Consider the following 22228-nt stretch of genomic DNA (forward strand, 5'->3'; position numbering starts at 1 on the left):
ACGCAAAAGGCAGGCCACGCATGGCCTGCCTTTCGAGACATCAACCGGAGGGAGGTCCGGAAGACGCTTTAACGACTCACTTCTGGCCGGATGCTTTTTTGGCCGCAGCGGTCATGTCATCGGTTGCTTTTTTCACAGCAGCAGAGGCTTCTTCGCCAGCGGACTTGCCAGCCGACATCATCAGTTCGACGGTCTGGGTCTGAACGTTTTTCGCGACTTCTGCGAAAGCAGCCATGTGCTGTTGCGCCATTTCGGCTGCAACTGTTGCGAAATCGGTCATTGCCTTGGAATAATCGGCAGGCTCTGTCTTCGCAGCGGAAACAGCGTTCAGCTTGCTCAGTGTCTCTTTTGTCCAGACGCTGGAAATCTCAGTCGACTTCTCGGCAGCGGCCAGTGCAACTTTCGACAGCTTCTCGCTGAGGTCGGCCTGTGTCTTGAACGCGTCCTGCATTGCGGACATGTCGACGGGGTAAGCCTTCATCATGTCCTGCATGATAGCGGTGTAATCTTGTGCCTTAGCCATTGTGGTTCTCCTGGGTGCGGGGCGCGCCGCCCCTTGTTTGTCTCTCCACACCAATATGCATGCTGCGGTGCAGCATTTCAAGTCTTTTCGCTGCATCGCAGCATAATTTTTAAAACCAAAGGAAATTCAGACGCTTGGCTTGGCCACAACATAGGTTCCGGGTGCGGGTGCCAGAACCGGATGGGTGGCTGACCCGGGCATACGGGCCGGAATCATCGCGCCGGACCGCTTTGCCAGCCACGCACCCCACCGGGGCCACCACGATTCCTGATGGAATTCTGCCGCCTCTTTCCATGCGTCGGGATCAACCAGCGGACCATCATTGGAATAATGCCCGTATTTGTTCCGCGACGGCGGATTGACGATCCCCGCGATATGCCCCGACTGCGACAGAACAAAGGTCTTGTCGATGCTGGCAAACTGACGAATCCCGTTAAAGCTGCTTTTCCACGCGGCGATATGGTCCGTCTCGCAGGCGACGGCAAAGACCGGCAGGTCGATATCGGTCAGCGTCAGATACGATCCCAGCATCGGGAACTTGCCCTGCGCCAGCAGGTCGCCCTGACACAGGCCGCGCAGGTATTCCATCGACATGCGCGCCGGAAGGTTGGTGCCATCGCCGTTCCAGAACAAAAGATCGAACGCGGGCGGTGCCTGCCCCATCATATAGCTGCGAATCGCAGGGCCATAGATCAGGTCGTTCGACCGCAGATAGGAAAACGTGCGCGACATGAAATAGGACGACAGCACACCATCGCGTGACACCTGCTCCTCGATCCCGTCGACAAAGTCGTCGTTCAGGAACACGCCCACCTCGCCCTGATCCGAAAAGTCGGTCAGCGTGGTAAAGAACGTCGCGGAATTGACCGAACCGTCGCCGCGCTGTTTCATCAGGGACAGCGTCAGCGCCAGGGTCGTGCCCGCGATGCAATAGCCGACCGCATTGACCTTATCCTCGCCGGTGATCTTTTTTACCTCGGCGATCGCCTCCAGATACCCCTCCTCGACATAGTTATCCATGCCGACATCCGCATAGGACGCATCGGGGTTCACCCAGGACACCACGAACAGGGTAAAGCCCTGATCGACGATCCATTTGATCAACGAATTGGCGGGCTTCATGTCCAGAATGTAGAATTTGTTGATCCACGGCGGGAAAATCAGCAAAGGCGTCGCATGTACGGTTTCCGTCGTCGGCTTGTACTGGATCAGTTCCAGCATGCGACTGCGGAACACGACAGAGCCTTCGCTTGTGCCGATATTCTCGCCGACCTTGAACGCGTCCTTATCCGCCAGAGTGACCAGAAGGTCGCCCCTGTTATGCTCCAGATCGCGCACAAGGTTCTCCAGCCCCTGAACCAGCGACGCGCCGTCGGTTTCCAGCGCAAGCGCAAGCGCCTCGGGGTTGGTGCCCAGAAAGTTCGAGGGGGCGAACATATCCACGATCTGATTGGAAAAGAACTCAACCCGCTTGCGGTCCTTGTCGTCCAGCCCTTCAAGGCCGGAAATGGCAGTCGCCACCGCCTCGGATGACATCATGTATTGTTGCTTGATGAAGTTGAAATAGGGGTGCGTCTGCCACAGCGGATCGGAAAAACGCCGATCTTTGGGTGTATTGTCCGGCGGGGCCTGCAATTTGCCGGCCTTCAGCGCCTCTTGCGCCTCGGCGTAATGCTTCAGCGACTTACCCCAGTAGGACACCTGATTTTCGATAATCTTGGACGGATGCTGCATCATCTCGGCCATATAGGCGGCGGCTGCCTTCATAAACAAATCCTGCCCCGGCCCTTCAAGGCTAGGGTTGGCCTGTTTTTTGGTCGTCATTGCCGCGACAAGACGCTGTGACAGCTCCTCGACCCGTGCCAAATTGGCATTCATCCGATCTAATTTTGCAGCTGCGTCATCATCATCAGTTGTCATCAAGCGATTTCCATCCTACTTTTCTGCTGTGCAGCATATTGTCGCCCACGCGGGAGGGCTAAGCGACGAATCGTCCGGGCACCCCCCGGAGAAGGAGTACCCGTTGAAGTATATGGCCACATACGACCTTATGGAAACCGCCCGTAACACCAATCAGTGGTTGGGGGCTTCGGCATTGGCCCTCGCCTCTTATCCGGTAACAGGGATGTTTCCCAACCCGTTCTTCCAGATGATGGCAGCCTGGGGCGAAGTCACCGAGCGGACCTTTGCCCGCATGATAGCGCGGCCCGACTGGGGCATCAGCGCGGTCACCGGCAAAGACGGACGCGACCATTCCGTGACGGTCGAGACTGTTGTCAAAAAAGATTTCGGCGACCTGATCCACTTCCACGTTCAGGGCCGCGACGCCAGCAAACGCCGCGTGTTGCTGGTTGCCCCTATGTCCGGCCACTATGCGACATTGTTGCGCTCTACCGTGATCAGCCTACTTCCCGATTGTGACGTCTATATTACCGACTGGCACAATTCGCGTGATATTCCGGTGTCGGCAGGTAAGTTCGACATCGAGGATTACACCCTTTATCTGGTCGATTTCATGCGGCATCTTGGGTCCGACATCCATGTGATTGCCGTGTGTCAGCCTGCCCCGCTTGCGCTGGCCGCGACCGCCTATCTGGCCGCCGAAGACCCAAGCGCGCAACCGCGCAGCCTGATCCTGATCGGCGGGCCAATCGACCCCGACGCCGCCGCGACCGATGTGACCGACTTTGGCCGCCGCGTCACCATGGGCCAGCTGGAGCAAAGCGCGATCCAGCGCGTCGGCTTCAAACATGCCGGCGTTGGCCGCATGGTTTACCCCGGCCTGCTACAGCTGTCGTCTTTCGTTTCGATGAACGCCGACCGCCACTCGCAAGCGTTCCACGACCAGATCCTGCGTACCGCAAAAGGCGAAGCGTCGGATCACGACGCCCACAACAAGTTTTATGATGAATACCTTGCCGTCATGGACATGCCTGCGGAATTCTACCTGTCCACGGTCGAGCGCGTGTTCAAAAACGGTGAAATCGCCAAGAATAAATTCATCGTCGAGGGCAAGCATGTCGACATCGGCGCGATCAACAATGTTGCCGTCATGACGGTCGAAGGTGCCAAGGATGACATCAGCGCCCCCGGCCAATGCGTCGCCGCGCTTGCGCTGTTGACCGGACTGCCCGACAGCAAGAAAGCCCAGCATCTGGAGCCTGACGCCGGGCACTACGGGATTTTCGCGGGGAAAAGCTGGCGCAACAATATCCGCCCGCTGGTTCTTGGCTTTCTCGACGCGAATGCGGCCGAAAAGCCCGCAGTCAAGCCCATCGTCTCCCCCATCGCAGCGCCTGCGCTCAAGTCGGTTGGAACCGCAGGCTAGCGCCAGCGATCAACGCAGAACAAGGGGCGCTGCCAGCCAGTCGCGCAGCGCCCTGTTCACCTCGTCGGGCTGCTCCAATGTGGGTAAATGACCGGCATCCGCCAGCACATTCAGTTTCGCGTAAGGGATCAGCTGCGCCATGAACTCGTGCCGCCGCACCGGGCACAGCGCGTCATGCGCACCGCACAGCACCAATGCGGGGCAGCGGATCGTGCGCAGGGTTTTCTGCTGGTCGGGGCGCCGTTGCAGCGCGCGGGACTGACGCACGAACACATCCTTGCCCATCGACATCCCCATGTCCATCACAAGGTTCATCACCTCGACACGGCCCGGCCCCGGCGCAAGATAGGTGGGACGGATCATATCGCGCACGGCCTCCTGAAGGCGACCTGCCCCGGCGGCGACAATCATCGGCTCTCGTTCGGCCGCGATCGACGGGGTTTCGGACTGTGGATTCGTCGACATCAGGCAAACGCGCGTCACACGGTCCGGCGCACGGCGCAGCACATCCATCGCAACGATCCCGCCCAGTGACAGCCCCACCAGCGCGAATTTCGCAGGGGCCGCCGCCAGCACAGAGGCAGAGATCTGCTCGATGGTGTCGCCCAGCGTCATCGGCGCGACATGCACCGACCGCTCTGCCGAAAACGCCATGATCTGGGGCATGAACAGCCGGATATCGGCCATCATATCCGGTAAAAAGACCAATGGTTCCAACATGAAATTATCCCGAATGCAATCTGGGGCCACATTCGCACAGGCAGGGGCGGGGTCAACCTGCATTCACCTGCAAGGCCCTAAATCCCGCGCACCCAGTCCAGAATTGTGGCAATGGCGGCATCCGTCTGGTCCGGGCTTAGAATGTCGCCCGCAATCACATGTGAATAGGGGTCGTCGTCCGCACCCGGCGTGACGGTTTGCACGGTGACCGGCCCGCCCCATTGCGTTGCCACCTGCGCCGTGGCGGCGGGTGATGCCACGCGGTCCTCGTTAGAATAAAGGAACAGCGCGGGCACGGACGCGCGGGCAAAATCCAGCCCCAACGCGTGTTTCACAAGGGCCGCCATCGGGAACAGTGCGGCTGTCGGATAGCGCGTTGTCCAATACTTTGCATGCAGGGCATTCACCGGCTCAAAGCTGCGTTCCGCCCCGGCCACGACCGGCCCCCACCGGCGCACCAAGGGCCAGGTCAGGATCGTTGAGGCCGGACTGGCAATCCCGAAATTGGGCGAGACAAAGGTGATCCCCTTGACCCGTTCCATCGCCGCCGGGTCAGTCGCCGCGATCGCCGCCAATGTGCCGCCGGTAGAGGTGGACAGGACGATCACCTGATCGCCGATGGCCCGCCCGATGGCCAATGCCTCGGCTGTATCGCGGATCCAGTCGTCCGCCACCGGCTCTGCCATAGCGTCGCCGCCGCGGCCATGTCCCGAAAGGCGGGCGAAAAACAGGTTCGCGCCAAGGGCCCGCGCCACCCGGTCGGGCACGGGGCGGATCTCTTCCGAGGTGGCCGAAAAGCCGTGCAGATAAATCACCGAAACGGCGGTTTTTGTCCCCGCCGCCCCTGCCCAGACGATACGTTTCTCGGTTCCGGGGGTGATATCGCTGAACTGTGCTTCCGATGCGGCCAGATACGCGTCAATGTCATCCCCCAAGACCTTTGGATCAAACGAGAAATCGACGTTGACCTGCTCTGACGGGGCGATGGCCCAGACTCCGCCGGAAATCAACACAGAACCTAAAATGATACCGATCAGCCATTTTCCCATCAAACGCATCCTAAATCCTGCCACTCGATGCCAGCGCCTCGGCCACGGCGGTTTCGATCAGCCCCAGACAGGCAGGGGAGGAGAACCGATGATCGGCCCCCTTGACCAACGTCAGCCGGATGTCGTCGCCGCTGGCATGGTCCAGCAATCGCAGGGCCACCGACGGGTCTACATCCGTGTCCGCCGTGCCTTGCAGAAGGCGCACGGGAAACGGCAGGGACAGCGGCGCGCGCAGGACCAACTGGTTGCGGCCATCCTCGATCAGCCGCCTTGTGATGATGTAGGGCGCGTCATAGTCCGACGGCAGCGCGACCTGTCCGTCGCGATCCAGCCCGGCTTTTTGCGCGTCGGTGAACCCGCCCCACATACTGTCCTCGGTAAAATCGGGTGCGGCGGCGATCCCGACAAGGCCGCACAGACGTTCGGGAATGGCCCTCGCCAACAACAGCGAAATCCACCCCCCCATGCTGGACCCGACAAGCACCTGCGGCCCCTCGGTCAGCGATGTGACAACAGCCCGCGCGTCCGCCGCCCAGTCGCCAATGCAACCGTCGGTGAACGCCCCCGACGATGCCCCGTGACCCGAGTAGTCGAACCGCAGAAAAGCCCGCCCCTGCCCTGCGGCCCAAGCCTGCAGATGAACCGCCTTTGTGCCGTCCATGTCGGATTTGAACCCGCCCAGAAACACGATGCCGGGTCCGCGCCCTTGGGTCTGGTGATAGGCAATGCGACGCCCCTGCGGGGTTTCCAGAACCTGTGGCATCGCTCTCTCCTTGTCAGACCTTTTCCCCAAAGGTCTACCGCCGCCCCACCGAAATGCAATCGTTACGCGGCGGATCATGCCTCTTTCAGTCCAATCGCGGACATGGCAACGGCACGGCTTATCAATGTTTTTCGCCAGGGTTCCGGTTGACTTCACCTTTCGGCAGGGTAAAACCGCCGCACATATAACCCGCAACCGGGCGCTTCGTGGGCGCCAAACCGACGAGGAGGCCCGGATGGCCCAAATCTCACTCACCTTTCCCGATGGCAATGCACGACGTTACGAGGCTGGCATCACCGCCGCCGCCGTTGCTGCGGATATCTCCACATCGCTGGCCAAGAAGGCCATTTCGGCCACGGTGGACGGTGCGCATTTCGATCTGGCATGGCCGATCAATGCCGATGCCCAAATCGCCATCAACACGATGAAGGACGATACCGCCGCGCTGGAACTGATCCGCCACGATTGCGCCCACATCATGGCCCGCGCGGTTCAGGCGCTTTGGCCCGACGTGAAGGTCACGATCGGGCCGGTCATCGAGAACGGCTGGTATTACGACTTTGACCGCGCGGAACCGTTCACGCCAGAAGATCTGGGCGAGATCGAAAAGAAGATGAAAGAGATCATCAACAAACGCGACCCCGTGCGCACCGAGGTCTGGGACCGCGCCCGCGCGATCCGCTTCTACACCGACCGGAACGAGCCCTATAAGGTCGAACTGATCGAGAGCATCCCCGGCAACGAGGATCTGCGGATGTATTGGCACGGCGACTGGCAGGATCTGTGCCGTGGCCCGCATTTGCAGCATACCGGCCAAGTGCCCGCCGACGCGTTCAAGCTGATGTCGGTTGCCGGTGCCTATTGGCGCGGCGACAGCAAACGCCCGATGCTGCAACGCATCTACGGCGTCGCGTTCCAGAACCGCGACGACCTGAAGGCGCATCTGACCATGCTGGAAGAGGCCGCCAAGCGCGACCACCGCAAGCTGGGCCGCGAGATGGATCTGTTCCACATGCAAGAAGAGGCCCCCGGCCAGATTTTCTGGCATCCGAACGGCTGGCGTATCTACACCGGCCTGCAAGACTATATGCGCCGCCGTCAGAACGCCGGTGGCTATGTCGAGGTGAACACACCGCAGGTTGTTGACCGCAGGTTGTGGGAGGCCTCGGGGCACTGGGAGAAGTATCAGGAGCATATGTTCATCGTCGAAGTGGACGAAGAGCATGCCCGCGAAAAGACGATCAACGCGCTGAAGCCGATGAACTGCCCCTGCCATGTGCAGATCTTCAACGTCGGTATGAAATCCTACCGCGACCTGCCCCTGCGCATGGCGGAATTCGGATCGTGCAACCGCTACGAGCCGTCAGGCGCCTTGCACGGCATCATGCGCGTGCGCGGCTTTACGCAGGACGACGCGCATATCTTCTGCCGCGAGGACCAGATCGAATCCGAAACCAGACGGTTCATCGAATTCCTGTCGTCGATCTACCAAGACCTCGGGTTTACCGAATTCCGCGTGAAATTCTCGGACCGCCCGGAAAGCCGCGCTGGCAGCGACGAGGTCTGGGACAAGGCAGAGGCCGCCCTTTTGAACGCGACCAAGGCGGCAGGCTACGAGGTAGAGCTGAACCCCGGCGAAGGTGCGTTCTACGGTCCCAAGCTGGAGTTCGTATTGACCGACGCCATCGGCCGTGACTGGCAATGCGGCACGCATCAGGTGGACTTTGTCCTGCCCGAGCGTCTTGACGCCAGCTATATCGCCGAGGACGGCCAGAAACACCGGCCCGTCATGCTGCACCGCGCGGTTCTGGGATCGTTCGAGCGGTTCATCGGCATCCTGATCGAGAACTACTCGGGCAAGCTGCCGTTCTGGCTGGCCCCGCGTCAGGTGGTTGTGGCCGCGATTGTGTCCGACGCCGACGACTACGTCTATCAGGTGGTCGACGCCCTGCGCGCCCGTGGCATCCGCGCCGAGGCCGACACCCGCAACGAAAAGATCAACTACAAGATCCGCGAACACTCTGTCGGAAAGGTGCCCGTGATTCTGGCATGCGGCATGAAAGAGGTCGAGGACCGCAGCGTTTCTGTGCGCCGTCTGGGGGACAATCAGACCTCTGTAATATCGCTGGACGAGATTGTTACAGTTTTGACCGACGAGGCGCGCGCCCCCGACCAGCGCGGATAACACCCCAAAAGCGGGCGGATACAGCAATTTTCATGCAGTTTCCGCCCCTTTCTTTGTTCGAATATTTCATTTTGACACGCCCCCGTGTTGCACACCCATGTGAGTGGCCCGTGACCCTTTTCGACAGGTAGGACTATGGCATCGCCTTTGAATGGCGTGTTCCACAACCAAACGAAAAGGATTTCAAAATGTCTTCTCACGTCAAAACCTTCGCCGTTGCCGGTGCTGTTGCTGCGGCTTTGGCCGGTCATTTCGCCACTCCCGCTTCGGCGCAGGCCATGGAAAAATGCTACGGTGTGTCGCTGGCCGGGCAGAACGATTGCGCCGCCGGTCCCGGCACCACTTGCGCCGGCACCTCTAAGGTCGACTATCAGGGCAACGCCTGGAAGTCGGTCGCTCAGGGCACCTGCACCACCATGGAACTGCCCGACAACCGCATGGGCTCGCTGGAGCCGCTGGAGCGCGATATGGCCGGCTAAGGCCGCCAGCGTCCCCGCCACATCGGCGGGGACACCCCCCCACACGCCAGAGGTCGCCATGTTGGACACCGCATCACATCCCCACCTGCCGAACCGCCCCGGCGTCGGATACAAGCCGCAGCATTTCAACGCCATCATGCAAGATGCAGGCTGTGTGGAATGGCTGGAAATCCACGCCGAAAATTATATGGGCGATGGCGGTCGCCCCCTCGCGCAGTTGCGCCACCTTGCCGAGCGGTTTCCCGTTTCGGTGCATGGTGTCGGCCTGTCGATCGGCGGCGAAGGCCTGCTTGATCCGGGCCATCTTGCGCGCTTGAAACATCTTGTCGACTGGTTGAACCCCGCCAGCTTTTCCGAACATCTGGCCTGGTCCACCCATGACGCGCATTTCCTGAACGACCTGTTGCCTCTGCCCTATACCGCCGCCACCCTTGACCGCGTTTGCACCCATATCACACAGGTGCAGGACACGCTGGGGCGGCAAATGTTGCTGGAAAACCCGTCGACCTATCTGGCCTTCGCAGCGTCCGAGATGCCCGAGACAGAGTTTCTGGCCCGGATCGCGCAGCGCACAGGATGCGGATTGTTGCTGGACGTGAACAACGTCTTTGTTTCGGCCACCAATCAGCAAACCAGCCCGCGCGATTACATCGACGCCTTCCCGTTATCGGCTGTCCAAGAGATCCATCTTGGCGGCCACGACGAGGATCAGGACGACCAAGGCGCCCCCCTGCTGATCGACAGCCACGGCACGCAGGTCGGTGATCCGGTCTGGGATTTGTATCATTACACCATCGGTGTCGGCGGGCGGCGCCCGACCCTGATAGAATGGGACAATGACGTGCCCGACTGGGACGTGCTGGAAGCAGAAGCGCGCCGCGCCGCCGCACTGCTGGCACGCGTGACGGCATGAGCGACACCCAATCCTCCTTTGCCGCGGCGGTCCTTGATCCAGCCCTTGCCACCCCCGCCGGCCTGACAGATCCGCAGGGACGCCCCGCAGGCAAGCGGTTCGACGTTTACCGCAACAACGTCGTCGTCAGCCTGACAGAGGCGTTGAAAACCGCCTTTCCTGTTGTGCTAAAGCTGGTCGGGGACGCGTTTTTTACCGCGCTTGCCGGTGTATTCCTGCGCGGAAACCCACCAAAATCCGCGCTTTTGATGTTCTATGGCAGGGAATTTCCCGAATTTCTTTCCAATTTCGAACCTTTGGTGCATTTCCCCTATATGCCAGACATCGCCCGACTGGAGCTGGCAATGCGCCACAGTTATCACGCCGCCGACGTCGCGCCGATTGATCCCGCGCTGCTGCAGACCACGCCACCAGAGGTGCTGATGGCGTCTCGCATTGCTCTTGCGCCGGCGGTGCATATCATCCGGTCCGATTATCCGATCCATGGCATTTGGCGGTTCAATACCCAAGACGGTGCGCCCAAGCCATTGATGCAAAACGAGGATGTATTGATTACCCGCTTGGGCTTTGATCCTGTGGTCGATCTTTTGCCCGCTGGTGCCGCCGCTTTTATCACGGCCTTGCAGCGCGGGCATCGCTTTGACGAGGCGCTTGAGGCCGCGACAGGCAATGCACCTGAATTTGACCTGACAGCCACGCTGGGCCTGCTGCTTTCGGGTGGTGCAATGGTCGAACTGAAACACGAGGAACAGCCATGACCCAACTGATAACCCTGCATAATGCCGCATTTTCCAGACTTGAAAGCTGGCTTGCCCCGTGGCTGTTGCCCAGCCTTGCGCGATTGACCTTCGCGGGCGTTCTTCTGGTCTATTTCTGGTCTTCGGCCAGCACAAAGATCGACGGGATTTTCACCCTGTCCAGCGGCGCCTATTTCCAGATTTTCCCGAAGGCGATAGAGGCGGCAGGCTATGACCCAAGCCAGTTGAGCACGCTGCACTGGCTTGTCGCACTTGCGGGCACCTATGCCGAATACACCCTGCCCGCGCTGCTCGTTCTTGGCCTGTTCACGCGGCTGGCGGCGCTTGGCATGATCGGGTTCATCGCGGTGCAAAGTATTGTAGACATCACCGGCCATATGGCCGACGCCGCCACCATCGGCGCATGGTTCGACAAGGAATCTGCCGCGCTGATTCTGGATCAGCGGGCGTTCTGGGTTTTCGTCCTGGTCACGCTTGTCCTGCGCGGCGCGGGGCCGCTGTCACTGGACCGCATCCTGAAGGTTCAATGAGGGTCGGGCTTTACCGCTGCAAGCGCCAGAACGCCACCAAGGGCACAAAAGGCGATCGGGAACATCGTGGTGAACCCGTAGCCAAAGGCATAATACATGCCCACGGACGACACCAGCATCAACGCTCCGCCGATGCGGGGCTGTGACCGCGCCATGGCACCGCCCGCAATCGCCAGCAAGGGAGAGAACAGCGCCATCGCGCGCACCAGCTGCACGTTGTCCACCTGTTGCAAAAGGTCAGGCACATCCGCACCGATGCGGTCCACAAGCACCGTGTAGCCGTATCCGAAAAACCCGACGATCATCCCGATGATCCCGCCGATAACACCCAACATCAGGGCCGCATTGCGCATGGTCGTCTCCTGTTACCTGATGCCCACATAACCATGCGGGTCGGATTAGCCAAGCAGTGCCGCCTGAACATCCTTGCCCCAGCCAAGATAAAGCCTGCCATCCGCCTCTATCACGGGCCGCTTCATCAGCGTCGGATGCGCCGCTAACAATGCCAGCGGGGCCTGATCGCGTTCAGAATCGGATAGCCCGCGCCATGTGGCAGAGGCACGATTGACAAGTTTGTCACCGAATGTGGCATAGAACCGCGCAAGATCGTCCTGCGCCACGCCATCGGCCCGCACATCAATCACTGTTACGCCGTTGCCCAATGATTTCAATGCTTTGCGGCAAGTATCGCAGGTTTTCAATCCGTAGAACCGCATCGTTCCTCCCAAAACAGGCCCGACAGCGTTAAACAGGTCTGGCGCAGAATGCAAAGGAAAGACTTGCAATTTGGGTAAAAAGCGCCCATGTAGACGTTTGTGACAAACAGACTTTACGTTCGCCTTCTATCACTAGCGGCCGGATCACTAAAGAAACTGGCTGCACCATACCGCCGCATGTCGTGGGCGGTTCTTGATAGGAGATACGGATATGGCCACTGGCACCGTAAAATGGTTTAACTCGACCAAAGGCTTCGGCTTTATTGCACCCGACAACGGCGGCAACGACGTTTTCGTTCACATCTCTGCTGTCGAGCGTGCTGGTCTGACCGGCCTTGCCGACAACCAGAAGGTTGAGTTCACGCTGGAAAACGGCCGTGATGGCCGTGCGTCCGCTACGGACCTGAAAACGCTGTAATAGCGCTTTCGATCAAATAGAAGGCCGGTTCACGCATGTGAGCCGGCCTTTTTTGTTGGCAAAAACTGGCGAAATCAGGCCCGTTCGGGCATAATTCTTTCAGAATACTTGATTTCAGGCGCGAATCCCGCATCCTTTCGTCCCGTGACATACAGACTTTACGACCCTGCCTTCTATTTCTAGCGGCCGGACATACTAAAGAAACTGGCTGCACCAAGCCGCCGCATCCTGCGGGCGGTCCAGAAAAGGAGAGACGGGATGGCCACTGGCACCGTAAAATGGTTCAATGCCACCAAAGGCTTCGGCTTTATCGCCCCTGATGGCGGCGGCAATGATGTTTTCGTTCACATTTCAGCAGTCGAGCGGGCGGGGTTGACCGGCCTTGCCGACAATCAAAAAGTGTCTTTTGATCTGGAGCAGGGCCGCGACGGCCGTGCGTCGGCATCCAACCTGAAAGCACTTTGATCCGAACGAATAGACCGTGATCGGCCCGCCAGAATCCGTCTGGCGGGCCTTTTTGACCTGCCCCTGCCGGTTCAACTGCCCTAGGCGAACCGGATGTGTTTGTTCAGCGGAAGTTCCCGAATGCGCTGACCCGTCGCCGCGAAAATGGCATTTGCCAGCGCCGGCGCGGCGGGCGGCACAGATGGCTCTCCCACGCCTTTGATTCGGTCGCTGTTTTCCAGCCCGCGCACCTTTATCAGCGGGGTCTGATACAGGCGCATGCCTTCGAAGTCATGAAAGTTTGTCTGCTCGATCATTCCGTCGGCATAGGTCAATTCGCCATTCATGGCGTGGCCAAGCCCCCAGATCACCCCGCCCTGCACCTGATTTTCAAAATTCACGGGGTCCAGCACGCGACCGACCTCCAGCGCGACAAAGACCTTGTCGATCCTGATCCCGTCCGGCGTGTTGGTCACCTCGACCACCTCTGCGACGGGAACGCCGAACGACAGCGTGAACGCCACGCCACGTCCCCGGTCTGGGCCCATGTCGCTGCCCCAGTCCGACATTTCTGCCACGGCCTCCAGCACTTTGCGGGACGGATCGTGCCAGCACAGGCGCAGGCGCTCTTGCATCGGGTCGGCCCCCGCCGCATGGATCAGTTCGTCCAGAAAACTGTCATGAAGAAAGCCGTTGCCCGACGCGCCCACCGACCGCCATGAGCTGATCGGCGCCAGCGGCGGCACGCGGTATCCGGTGACGCGGTAGTGCGGAATGCTGAAGGGTTGATCCCACGCCCCCGCCACAATCGCGACATCGGGGCCGGGAATTGACTGGTTCAGCCGCCCCGTCTGCGAGGCAGAGACAGAGGGGCTGGCGATACCCAGATCATAGGCATGCACATGGCCGTCCTTGACCGCGCCGCGCGCGCGGCTCATCTGGATCGGGCGGGGCACATCGTGGGTCATGTCCTCCTCGCGGGTCCATGTCATCTTGATCGGCACGCCCTGATGCGCCATCGCCAGTTCGATCGCCTGCCGGACATAGTCGTCTTCTAACCGGCGGCCAAAGCTGCCCCCGGATATCTGGTTGTGAATGTGGATGTTTTCGGCACCCAGCCCGGTCAGATCCTGCGCCGACGCCATCAAGAACAACGGAATCTGTGTGCCGGTCCAGATATCCAGACGCCCGTCTTTCAACTGGACCACCGCGTTCATCGGTTCCAGCGGGGCATGCGCCAGATAGGGAATGCGGTATTCCGCCTGCACGATTGCGTGGCCGGAAAGGGCGGTCTCGACGTTGCCTTCATCTTTGAACCGGCTGTCCTGCCGATCATCGGTGAATGATGCGCCGACGTCATCCCACATGGCCGCCATATCGGCGGGATAGGTGGCCGGCCCCCAGTCGAACGTGATGTCCCCCGCCGCCCTGAAGGCGCGCCAGGTGTTATCCGCGATCACCCCGACGCCGCCCGTGACCGGCACCACCTTCAGAACACCGCGCGCGCCGGTTGCGGCACTGGCATCATAGCCCGTCATCGCCCCGCCGATGCGCGGGTTGGTGCGCACCGTGGCGTAGACCATGCCCGCCATCCTCAGGTCGATGCCGTAGGTGGCCGTGCCCGTCACCTTGGGCAGCATGTCGATCCGCAGCATCGGTTTGCCCAGATAGCGCCATTCCGCCTCGGGTTTCAGTGCGACGCCGGAGGGCGGATCAATGGTCGCGGCGATGCCGGCCAGCGTGGCATAGCCAAGCGCCGTGCCATCGGGCAGCAGCACAAAGCCGTCTTTGGTTGTCAGTTCGGTGCGCGCGATGCCGCTGTGCTGTGCGGCCGCCAGCAGCAGAACCTCGCGGGCGGTTGCGCCTGCGACCCGCAGCTTTTCATAGGCATCCGGCACGGTGCTGGACCCGCCGGTAATCTGAAGGCCCATGAATTTCCCGATCACATCCCCGAAGGCACGCGCATTCTTGGCGACGAACCCATCGCTGGTCGCGGCTATGGGAAAGCCTTCGGCGGCGACGGCACCATTGTAATAGGCGGGGCTTGGCACGCCGGGATCAACGCGGATGTCGCCCCATGCGATGTCCAGTTCCTCGGCCAGCAGGGCGGCCTGCACCGAATAGGCCCCCTGCCCCAGATCGGCGCGGGGTGTGATCAGCGTGACACCTTGCGCATTGATCAGCACATAGGGCGTCAGCGCGGCCTCGCCCGCACCCAGATCCTTTAGCAAGGGGTTGGCGGCGGGTGTCTTGTAGGCATAGACGCCAAACACGACGCCCCCCGCCACAGCGGCAGAGCCGATAAGGAAGCTGCGGCGTGCGATGGTTCCAATGCGGCTCATCCTAGGCCTCCTTCAGCTTGAGGGCTGCGGTTTTGACCGCAGCGCGGATGCGTGGGTAGGTGCCGCAGCGGCACAGGTTCGCGGACATTGCCTGATCTATATCCTCGTCCGTTGGGCTGCTATTGGTGGCCAGAAAGGCCGCCGCTGTCATGATCTGGCCTGACTGGCAGTATCCGCATTGCGCGACCTGATGCTCGGCCCAGGCTGCCTGGACCGCATGCAACGCCGTGGCGCTGCCAAGTCCCTCAATTGTGGTGACCGCACCGTCGACATCGCCCACCGGAACCGAACAGGACCGCACGGCGACGCCGTCGATATGCACAGTGCAGGCGCCGCAATAGGCGATCCCGCAGCCATATTTCGGCCCGGTGATCCCCAGTTCGTCGCGCAACACCCACAGCAGTGGCATATCGGGTTCGACATCCACGTCGAAAGCTTTTTCATTCACGGTCAACTGCATCTGATGTCTCCGGTTTTGCCTGTGCTATAGGTTGCACTTAGCGAGAGGCCAGCGTGATTATAAGTCGCAGATCGCGCCAAACAACTAACTGATCGCGCCAAACAGCAATTGACAGATGGCGCGATTCACCCCGCAATGTCACAAGGTCGCATTAAGACAGCATCACGGGCGAACACCAAAAATATGGCACACAAGGACCAATATCTGGTCGCGACAACGATCCGGCAGCTTTGCGCGGTGTTGAGACTGTCGCCAGACCGTGTTCTGCGCCGCGCAGGTCTGCCCGCCGATTATCTTGAAAACGAGCGGAAAGGCATCCCCGCCAGTCAGGTTTTCCACGTCTGGGATGCCGTCGAGGAAGAGGCAAAACGCCCTGATCTACCGCTGCATCTGGGTCAGGCTATGGCCAACGGACCATTTGCAACGCCACTTTTTGCCTTTTCGTGCAGCCCAGATGTCCGGACGGGATTGACGCGCCTGTCCCTGTTCAAGCCTTTGATCGCGCCGATCATACTGCATCTGGAACCACACCCCGACAGGCTGGATATATCGTTCTCGTCCCTTGATCCCGATCATCCCCTGCCACCGGGTTTCGCGGTGTTCGAACTGGTGTATTTTCTGGAAACCACCCGCAGCCTTACGGCAGAACGCATCATACCGCTTGCCGTGGGCCAGCCGGTTTTCATGGCGGATCAGGCGGTCTTTGATGCGTTCTACGGGACTACGGCGCAGATTTCCGTCCGTCCGATGCTCAGCCTGGCACGTGCCGATGCGGACCGTCCGCTTGTCTCGCAGAACGCGGCGTTCTGGGCCGGTTTCGAACCGGAACTGCAACGCCAGCTTGCCGATAAGCAGATTGAAAACACCACGCCAGAACGGGTAAGGCAGACCCTGCTGGAGCTTCTTCCAAGCGGTCGCACGACGGCGGAAGACGTCAGCAAGGCGCTTGGTCTCGGCAAACGAAGCCTGCAACGCCATTTGCACCGCGACGGGGAAAGCTTTCAATCCATACTGGATTGCACGCGGTCCGATCTGGCGCTGCATTACTTGTCGGACGACCAGATCGGCATTGCTGAAATCTCTTATCTGTTGGGCTACCGCGACCCCAATTCATTTTACCGCGCATTTCAGGGATGGACAGGACTGACCCCGCAACAGGCCCGCAGGCGTAAACGCGCCTGACCAGCGCCCTGCACCGCGCACCGCCAAAGCATTGCGCCGCATCACAAACGATTGACCTGACGCAGCCGTTGCTTGCGCGGGATCATGTGAAAGTGCTTATTGCGCGGACCTTGCCAAGCCACCAACCGGGAGCCACGCCGACATGTCCGATGCCGACCACGGGCCAAACCATGCTTGACCGACACCTGCTGCCGCTTGTCAAAAGGGCGCTGCGTCCGGTGGCGCGTGCCTGTGTGACACGGGGTATCAGTGCAGACAGCGTCACCATTGCGGGGTTCATACTGGGGATGCTGGCGGTTCCGGCGCTGGCGGCGGGGCTTTACAAGACCGCGCTTGTCCTGATCGCGCTGAACCGCATCGCAGACGGCCTTGACGGAGAAGTGGCCCGCATGACCACCCCCACCGCGCGGGGTGCGTTTCTGGACATCGCGCTTGATTTCTTCTTTTATGCGGCAATTCCCTTGGGCTTTGCCCTGGCCGATCCTGCCGGCAATGCCCTGCCCGCCGCCGTTCTGATCACCAGCTTTGTCGGCACCGGTTCCAGCTTTCTGGCCTTTGCCGCAATCGCGGCCCAGCGCGGCCTGACCGCCGCCGAGTACCCGACCAAGGGTATTTACTATCTGGGCGGCTTGACCGAGGGCGCCGAAACCATCGCGCTGTTCGTCGCCATGTGCCTTTGGCCCGGCCTTTTTGCCCCGCTTGCCCTGATCTTTGCCGCCGCCTGCCTGTTGACGACGGCTTTGCGATGGCATCAGGGCTGGCACGCCTTCAAAACCGATTGATATCAACCAACAAAGGATCACCTATGCGCCTTCCCCTGATTGCCACGCTGGCCATGACACTGGCCACCCCCGCCCTTGCCGACTGGCAGCAGACGCTGGACGCCGCCAAAGGCCAGACCGTGTTTTTCAACGCATGGGGCGGCGACGAGCGCACCAATGCCTTTATCGCCTGGGTCGACACGCAGGTGTCTGAAAAATACGGTGTGCATGTGCAGCAGGTCAAACTGTCCGACACTGCCGAGGCCGTAACGCGTGTGATTTCGGAAAAGGCCGCAGGCAAGACTGACAATGGGTCGGTCGACCTGATCTGGATCAATGGCCCGAATTTTCTGTCGATGAAGGAGCAAGGCCTTTTGTTCGGGCCGTTCGTGGCCGAAATGCCCAACGCCAGATACCTTGATCTGTCGCCTACCTCTGCGGCATCGGTCGATTTCACAGTGCCGGTCGAGGGCATGGAATCCCCGTGGCGGCTGGCCAAATTCGTGTTCAACTATGACAGCGCCCGAGTGATGGAACCGCCGCGCAGCATCGACGCCTTTCTGGCGTGGTCCAAGGCGAACCCGGGCCGCTTCACCCACCCTGCGGTCAGCAATTACATGGGCGCCACGTTCCTGAAACAGGCGCTGATCGAACTGGCCCCTGACGCGTCCGTCCTGCAAAAGCCGGTCACCGACGCGACCTTCGACGCCACGGTTGCCCCGCTTTGGGCCTGGTATGACGACCTGCGCCCGACCCTGTGGCGCGGCGGAGAGACCTTCCCCGAAAACGGATCGGTTCTACAACAGATGCTGAACGACGGCGAGATCGACATCTCGATGGCCTTCGACCCGGCCAGCGCCGCCGCCGCGATCGAACAGGGCCTGCTGCCTGAAACCGTGCGCACCTATGCGCTGGATGGCGGCAGTATCGGCAACATCAGCTTTGTCGCGATCCCCTTCAACGCCGCCAACGCCGAAGGCGCACAGGTCGTCGCGAATTTCCTTCTGGAACCGGCGACACAGGCCCACGCGCAGGACATCACCGTCATGGGCAGCTTTTCGGTCCTCGACCCGGCCAAACTGGGCGATGATGACAAGGCGCTGTTCGCCGCCCTGCCGTCCTCTCCCGCCTTGCCCACGAACGAGGATCTGGGCGCGACCCTGTTGGAACCCCACGCCAGCTGGATGACCCGCCTGACCGAGGCCTGGGCGGAACGCTATACCAAATGAGGCCAACCGACGGCCAAACTCTTCGTCTGGCCGTACTGGCACTGGTGATGGGCGGGCTTGTCCTGCCCATTGCGGCGGGCCTGTGGGAAACGGGCCGCGCGGCGTTCGGCATCTTGCCCGCCATCGGGGAAACCACGCTGTCGCTTGACCCTTGGCGCAGGCTGGCCGGTCTGCCGGGGTTTGTCACAAGCCTGCGGCTGACGGTCTTTGTCGGCCTCGCGTCGACCCTGCTTTCCCTTGCGCTTGCCACCGGATTTTGTGCTGCCGTTCACGGGCGCCTGTCGCAACAGGCGGGCGCACGGATGCTGACGCCGTTTCTGGCCGCCCCCCATGCCGCCATCGCCATCGGGCTTGCGTTCCTGATCGCGCCCTCGGGGTGGTTGTCGCGGCTAGTCAGCCCCTGGGCTACCGGCTGGCAGGTGCCGCCCGACATCGCCACGGTGAACGATGTCTGGGGCCTGTCGCTGATCCTTGGGCTTATGGTCAAAGAGGTGCCGTTTTTCCTGTTGGTGATCCTTGCCGCCCTTGGCCAGTTGCCGGTGCGCCAGCATCTTGCAGCCGCGCGCGCGCTTGGATACGGGCGCGGGGTGGCGTGGATCAAGGTGATCATGCCGCAGGTCTATCCACTGATCCGCCTGCCGATCTACATCGTGCTGGCCTTTGCCCTGTCCGTGGTGGATGTGGCGATCATCCTTGGCCCATCGAACCCGCCTGTGCTGGCGGTTGCGGTCACGCGGTGGTTCACCGCACCCGACACATCGCTGATCCTGCCCGCCTCTGCCGCCGCGATCCTGCAAACGGGTCTGGTTGTCGCGGGCATCGCCCTGTGGGCACTGGCAGAGCGGGCCATCGCCCTGCCGGGCCGCTGGTGGATCAGGCGCGGCGGGCGCGGCGTGTCGGCGGAACCGGGGCTGTGGGCCGCAAGTGCCGCGACGATCACGCTGATGATGCTGGGCGGGCTTGCCCTGATCGGCCTGCTGGTCTGGTCCGTCGCATGGCGCTGGCCCTTTCCCGAACCCCTGCCCACGCAATTCTCGGTCAGGGTCTGGTCCAACCCCGCAGGCGGATGGGGCAAGGCGCTGCAAAACACCGCGCTGATCGGCATAGCCTCGACCGCCGCCTCGCTGACCCTTGCCATCGCCTGGCTAGAGGGCGAGGACCGCGCCGGACTGACCCGCGCCCGCTGGGCCGCCGCATTGATCTATCTGCCGCTGCTGATCCCGCAGATCGCGTTTCTTTACGGGCTGAACACCGTGTTCCTGCGGGCGGGCCTGTCCAGTGGCACAACCGCCGTGATCTGGGCGCAATCGCTGTTCGTCTTTCCCTATGTCATGATCGCCCTGTCCGACCCGTGGCGCGCGCTGGACCCGCGCCTGATCCGCGCGGGTGCCGCCCTTGGCGCCTCACCCTTGCGCCGCCTTGTGACCCTGAAACTGCCGATCCTGCTGCGCCCGATCCTGACCTCCGCTGCCATCGGCTTTGCCGTCTCAGTCGCGCAATACCTGCCGACGCTGTTCCTGGGTGCGGGCCGCGTGGCGACCCTGACAACCGAGGCCGTCACGCTCTCCTCCGGCTCTGACCGCAGGGTCGTGGGCACCTACGCGGTGTTGCAGGCCGCCCTGCCCTTTGCCGCCTATGCCGCGGCCCTGCTGCTGCCCGCCCTGATCCACCGCAACCGCCGCGACCTGAACGGAGCGCATCCATGACCACGCTAGACCTGACCCGCGTGACCATCACGCCGAAAGGCGCCGCAACCCCACTGTTCCCGCCGCTCAGCCTGTCGGTTCCGGCGGGGCAGATCGTCACCGTCATGGGGGCCTCGGGTGTCGGGAAATCGACGCTGCTGGACTATGTCGGCGGCCACCTGACGGCGGGGTTCCACGCGACGGGGGGCGTCACGCTGGGCGGGCAGGACATGACCCGCCTGCACGCCGAGGCGCGGCGCATCGGCATCCTGTTTCAGGACGCGCTGATGTTCCCGCATCTGTCGGTGGGCGACAATCTGGCGTTCGGGCTGCGGGCGCATGTGCGAGGCCGCGCCGCCCGTCGCGCCGCCGTGGACGCGGCACTGGAACAGGCGGGGCTTGCGGGTTTTGCGATGCGCGACCCCGCCACGCTATCGGGCGGGCAAAGGGCGCGGGCAGCGTTGATGCGCACCCTGCTGGCCGAACCCGCCGCCCTGCTGCTGGACGAGCCGTTCTCGAAGCTGGACACCGATCTGCGCGAAGACGTCCGCGGTTTCGTCTTTGACCACATCCGCGCCCGCGCCATCCCCGTCCTGATGGTCACCCACGACGCCAGCGACGCCAAGGCCGCAGGGGGAGAGGTTGTGGTGTTGTGAGGGGGGGGCGTAGACTATTTAAAAGAAAACTGATTTACTACTCTTGGATGCAATTTTCTTAACTCGTCCACCATCAGAATCTTGTTGTAGCTCTCCTTCGCTGACAATTTCAAGTATACGCTTTGACGCACCTTCAATATTTGAAGTGTCTAGCACCATTTGAATGCAGGTGCCACTAAACCTCCAATCATGACGTGTCTTTGTCGTGCCTTTACATGTAAGTCCAGCGGTTCCACTTATAATACGGAAGCGCCCGCGTTCAGCAAAAAAACTGCTGGTTACGTAAAGACCAAATCCAGAGTTTCTCCATTGCTCATCCTGATATTTCATTTCAGTTTCGGACACTCCAGAAACTCCTGGCTTTATTGCCTCGAGAAGCGCCAATTTGTCATCTGCTACCACAATCCCAGAACCTGAGAGTGTTGCTCTAATGCCAACCCCAGTATCGAATAAAACAATTTCAGCCAATGATTTAGCAGGCCAATATTGTCCGAAAATAACTAGCGAGTTTCCCAAACTGTGTTCTGCCGAATTCCTCATCATTTCACGAAGTGAATACTGGATTGCAGAAAAAAGGTCGCCGCGCTGCTGTTGAGTTAGAATGCGAGCAAGTTCTGTTGATTTTTCCTCAACAATTTCAGCATATGGTCGCCCTGCGGATGCTTCACGCAGTTTGTTTAGATCAACCACTTGGATAGGGATATAGTTAGCTGAACCTAAGGCTTGACCGGGGCTATTACCCCGATCAAAACCAATGAACCGAAATAAACCGATATGATCTGCGTATCCACGAAACTCACCTTTCTGAGAACGTGCTGTGATTTTTAAGTAATTATTATTTTTAAAAAGCAACCTAATTTCACAACCTAAAAGCAACATTGGCAATGGCTCTCCAAAACTACAATTGGTAAAATCAAATTCACAAGACTCATATTTCGAAAGATCTAAGATGCCAAGTTTCATACCCAAAATTTCTGTAACGCTCGTAAGTCTGCGCGGTACAACTACTTTAGGGCACCTCTAAAAATTGCGCCTGATCTGACGGCGGTGTAGACATTGGGCCAGTGTGAGATGGAGGCTGGTTGTC

At 60.6% G+C, this 22228-nt stretch carries 23 protein-coding genes; 13 read left to right on the top strand and 10 right to left on the bottom strand.

The features are described 5' to 3' along the window. Nucleotides 1-76 precede the first annotated feature (76 nt). The gene (locus ACEN2R_RS13695; RefSeq protein WP_442043124.1) at nt 77-523 is read right to left on the bottom strand and encodes a phasin, PhaP; all 447 of its coding nucleotides are present in this window, start codon (nt 521-523) and stop codon (nt 77-79) included. Nucleotides 524-649: 126 nt separating this feature from the next. Beyond that, the gene (phaC, locus tag ACEN2R_RS13700; RefSeq protein ID WP_442043126.1) at nt 650-2443 is read right to left on the bottom strand and encodes a class I poly(R)-hydroxyalkanoic acid synthase; all 1794 of its coding nucleotides are present in this window, start codon (nt 2441-2443) and stop codon (nt 650-652) included. Between the two features lie 103 nt (nt 2444-2546). Between phaC and phaZ the strand changes: the two genes are divergently transcribed. Continuing rightward, a complete protein-coding gene (phaZ, locus tag ACEN2R_RS13705; protein WP_442043127.1) occupies nt 2547-3851 on the top strand; it encodes a polyhydroxyalkanoate depolymerase in 1305 nt (434 codons plus the stop codon). A 9-nt stretch (nt 3852-3860) separates the two neighbouring features. Here the strand turns inward: phaZ and ACEN2R_RS13710 are convergent, their stop codons facing one another. The 3 genes from ACEN2R_RS13710 to ACEN2R_RS13720 form a co-directional block, all read right to left on the bottom strand. Then, nucleotides 3861-4571, bottom strand: a complete 711-nt coding sequence (locus ACEN2R_RS13710) for an alpha/beta fold hydrolase (RefSeq protein WP_442043129.1) — start codon at nt 4569-4571, stop codon at nt 3861-3863. A gap of 77 nt (nt 4572-4648) precedes the next feature. After that, nucleotides 4649-5620, bottom strand: a complete 972-nt coding sequence (locus ACEN2R_RS13715; protein WP_442043130.1) for an alpha/beta hydrolase — start codon at nt 5618-5620, stop codon at nt 4649-4651. Nucleotides 5621-5630: 10 nt separating this feature from the next. Further along, a complete protein-coding gene (locus tag ACEN2R_RS13720; protein WP_442043132.1) occupies nt 5631-6383 on the bottom strand; it encodes an alpha/beta fold hydrolase in 753 nt (250 codons plus the stop codon). A 235-nt stretch (nt 6384-6618) separates the two neighbouring features. On the opposite strand from ACEN2R_RS13720, the gene thrS reads away from it, so the two are divergent. The 5 genes from thrS to ACEN2R_RS13745 all read left to right on the top strand — a co-directional run bounded on the left by thrS (nt 6619) and on the right by ACEN2R_RS13745 (nt 11248). Then, nucleotides 6619-8568 (top strand): threonine--tRNA ligase, encoded by a 1950-nt coding sequence (gene thrS / locus ACEN2R_RS13725; RefSeq protein WP_442043134.1) that lies wholly within the window; start codon nt 6619-6621, stop codon nt 8566-8568. Between the two features lie 188 nt (nt 8569-8756). After that, entirely contained in the window at nt 8757-9047 is a 291-nt protein-coding gene (locus tag ACEN2R_RS13730) for a BufA1 family periplasmic bufferin-type metallophore (protein WP_442043136.1), read from the top strand. A 58-nt stretch (nt 9048-9105) separates the two neighbouring features. Further along, complete coding sequence (gene bufB / locus ACEN2R_RS13735) at nt 9106-9960, top strand: MNIO family bufferin maturase (RefSeq protein WP_442043138.1); 855 nt, start codon at nt 9106-9108, stop codon at nt 9958-9960. After that, the gene (locus ACEN2R_RS13740; RefSeq protein WP_442043140.1) at nt 9957-10718 is read left to right on the top strand and encodes an HvfC/BufC N-terminal domain-containing protein; all 762 of its coding nucleotides are present in this window, start codon (nt 9957-9959) and stop codon (nt 10716-10718) included. The genes bufB and ACEN2R_RS13740 overlap by 4 nt, the downstream gene beginning before the upstream one ends. Then, nucleotides 10715-11248 carry a DoxX family protein gene (locus ACEN2R_RS13745; RefSeq protein ID WP_442043142.1) on the top strand — a complete coding sequence of 178 codons (534 nt, stop codon included), beginning with the start codon at nt 10715-10717 and terminating at the stop codon, nt 11246-11248. The genes ACEN2R_RS13740 and ACEN2R_RS13745 overlap by 4 nt, the downstream gene beginning before the upstream one ends. Here the strand turns inward: ACEN2R_RS13745 and ACEN2R_RS13750 are convergent. Continuing rightward, nucleotides 11242-11601, bottom strand: a complete 360-nt coding sequence (locus ACEN2R_RS13750; protein ID WP_442043144.1) for a hypothetical protein — start codon at nt 11599-11601, stop codon at nt 11242-11244. The genes ACEN2R_RS13745 and ACEN2R_RS13750 overlap by 7 nt on opposite strands. A gap of 45 nt (nt 11602-11646) precedes the next feature. Further along, nucleotides 11647-11964, bottom strand: a complete 318-nt coding sequence (locus ACEN2R_RS13755) for an arsenate reductase family protein (RefSeq protein WP_442043146.1) — start codon at nt 11962-11964, stop codon at nt 11647-11649. A gap of 211 nt (nt 11965-12175) precedes the next feature. Between ACEN2R_RS13755 and ACEN2R_RS13760 the strand changes: the two genes are divergently transcribed. Then, on the top strand, nt 12176-12382 hold the full coding sequence (locus tag ACEN2R_RS13760) for a cold-shock protein (protein ID WP_442043148.1): 207 nt from the start codon (nt 12176-12178) through the stop codon (nt 12380-12382). A gap of 258 nt (nt 12383-12640) precedes the next feature. Next, on the top strand, nt 12641-12847 hold the full coding sequence (locus ACEN2R_RS13765) for a cold-shock protein (protein ID WP_442043150.1): 207 nt from the start codon (nt 12641-12643) through the stop codon (nt 12845-12847). A gap of 80 nt (nt 12848-12927) precedes the next feature. Here the strand turns inward: ACEN2R_RS13765 and ACEN2R_RS13770 are convergent, their stop codons facing one another. Then, nucleotides 12928-15168, bottom strand: coding sequence for a molybdopterin cofactor-binding domain-containing protein (locus ACEN2R_RS13770; RefSeq protein ID WP_442043152.1), 2241 nt, complete (start codon nt 15166-15168; stop codon nt 12928-12930). Nucleotide 15169: 1 nt separating this feature from the next. Then, the gene (locus ACEN2R_RS13775; RefSeq protein WP_442043154.1) at nt 15170-15628 is read right to left on the bottom strand and encodes a (2Fe-2S)-binding protein; all 459 of its coding nucleotides are present in this window, start codon (nt 15626-15628) and stop codon (nt 15170-15172) included. Nucleotides 15629-15811: 183 nt separating this feature from the next. On the opposite strand from ACEN2R_RS13775, the gene ACEN2R_RS13780 reads away from it, so the two are divergent. The 5 genes from ACEN2R_RS13780 to ACEN2R_RS13800 all read left to right on the top strand — a co-directional run bounded on the left by ACEN2R_RS13780 (nt 15812) and on the right by ACEN2R_RS13800 (nt 21141). Then, a complete protein-coding gene (locus ACEN2R_RS13780) occupies nt 15812-16810 on the top strand; it encodes a helix-turn-helix domain-containing protein (protein ID WP_442043156.1) in 999 nt (332 codons plus the stop codon). A 170-nt stretch (nt 16811-16980) separates the two neighbouring features. Then, nucleotides 16981-17592, top strand: a complete 612-nt coding sequence (locus tag ACEN2R_RS13785) for a CDP-alcohol phosphatidyltransferase family protein (protein WP_442043158.1) — start codon at nt 16981-16983, stop codon at nt 17590-17592. Nucleotides 17593-17615: 23 nt separating this feature from the next. Beyond that, nucleotides 17616-18800 carry an ABC transporter substrate-binding protein gene (locus tag ACEN2R_RS13790; RefSeq protein ID WP_442043160.1) on the top strand — a complete coding sequence of 395 codons (1185 nt, stop codon included), beginning with the start codon at nt 17616-17618 and terminating at the stop codon, nt 18798-18800. Beyond that, entirely contained in the window at nt 18797-20506 is a 1710-nt protein-coding gene (locus ACEN2R_RS13795; RefSeq protein ID WP_442043162.1) for an ABC transporter permease, read from the top strand. Before ACEN2R_RS13790 ends, ACEN2R_RS13795 begins: the two co-directional genes overlap by 4 nt. Next, nucleotides 20503-21141, top strand: a complete 639-nt coding sequence (locus ACEN2R_RS13800; RefSeq protein WP_442043164.1) for an ATP-binding cassette domain-containing protein — start codon at nt 20503-20505, stop codon at nt 21139-21141. Before ACEN2R_RS13795 ends, ACEN2R_RS13800 begins: the two co-directional genes overlap by 4 nt. Nucleotides 21142-21159: 18 nt before the next feature. Here the strand turns inward: ACEN2R_RS13800 and ACEN2R_RS13805 are convergent, their stop codons facing one another. Then, entirely contained in the window at nt 21160-22104 is a 945-nt protein-coding gene (locus ACEN2R_RS13805; RefSeq protein WP_442043166.1) for a hypothetical protein, read from the bottom strand. Nucleotides 22105-22228 lie beyond the last annotated feature (124 nt).

The organism is Pseudogemmobacter sp. W21_MBD1_M6, assembly GCF_052119585.1.
GTDB lineage: Bacteria > Pseudomonadota > Alphaproteobacteria > Rhodobacterales > Rhodobacteraceae > JBGQOJ01.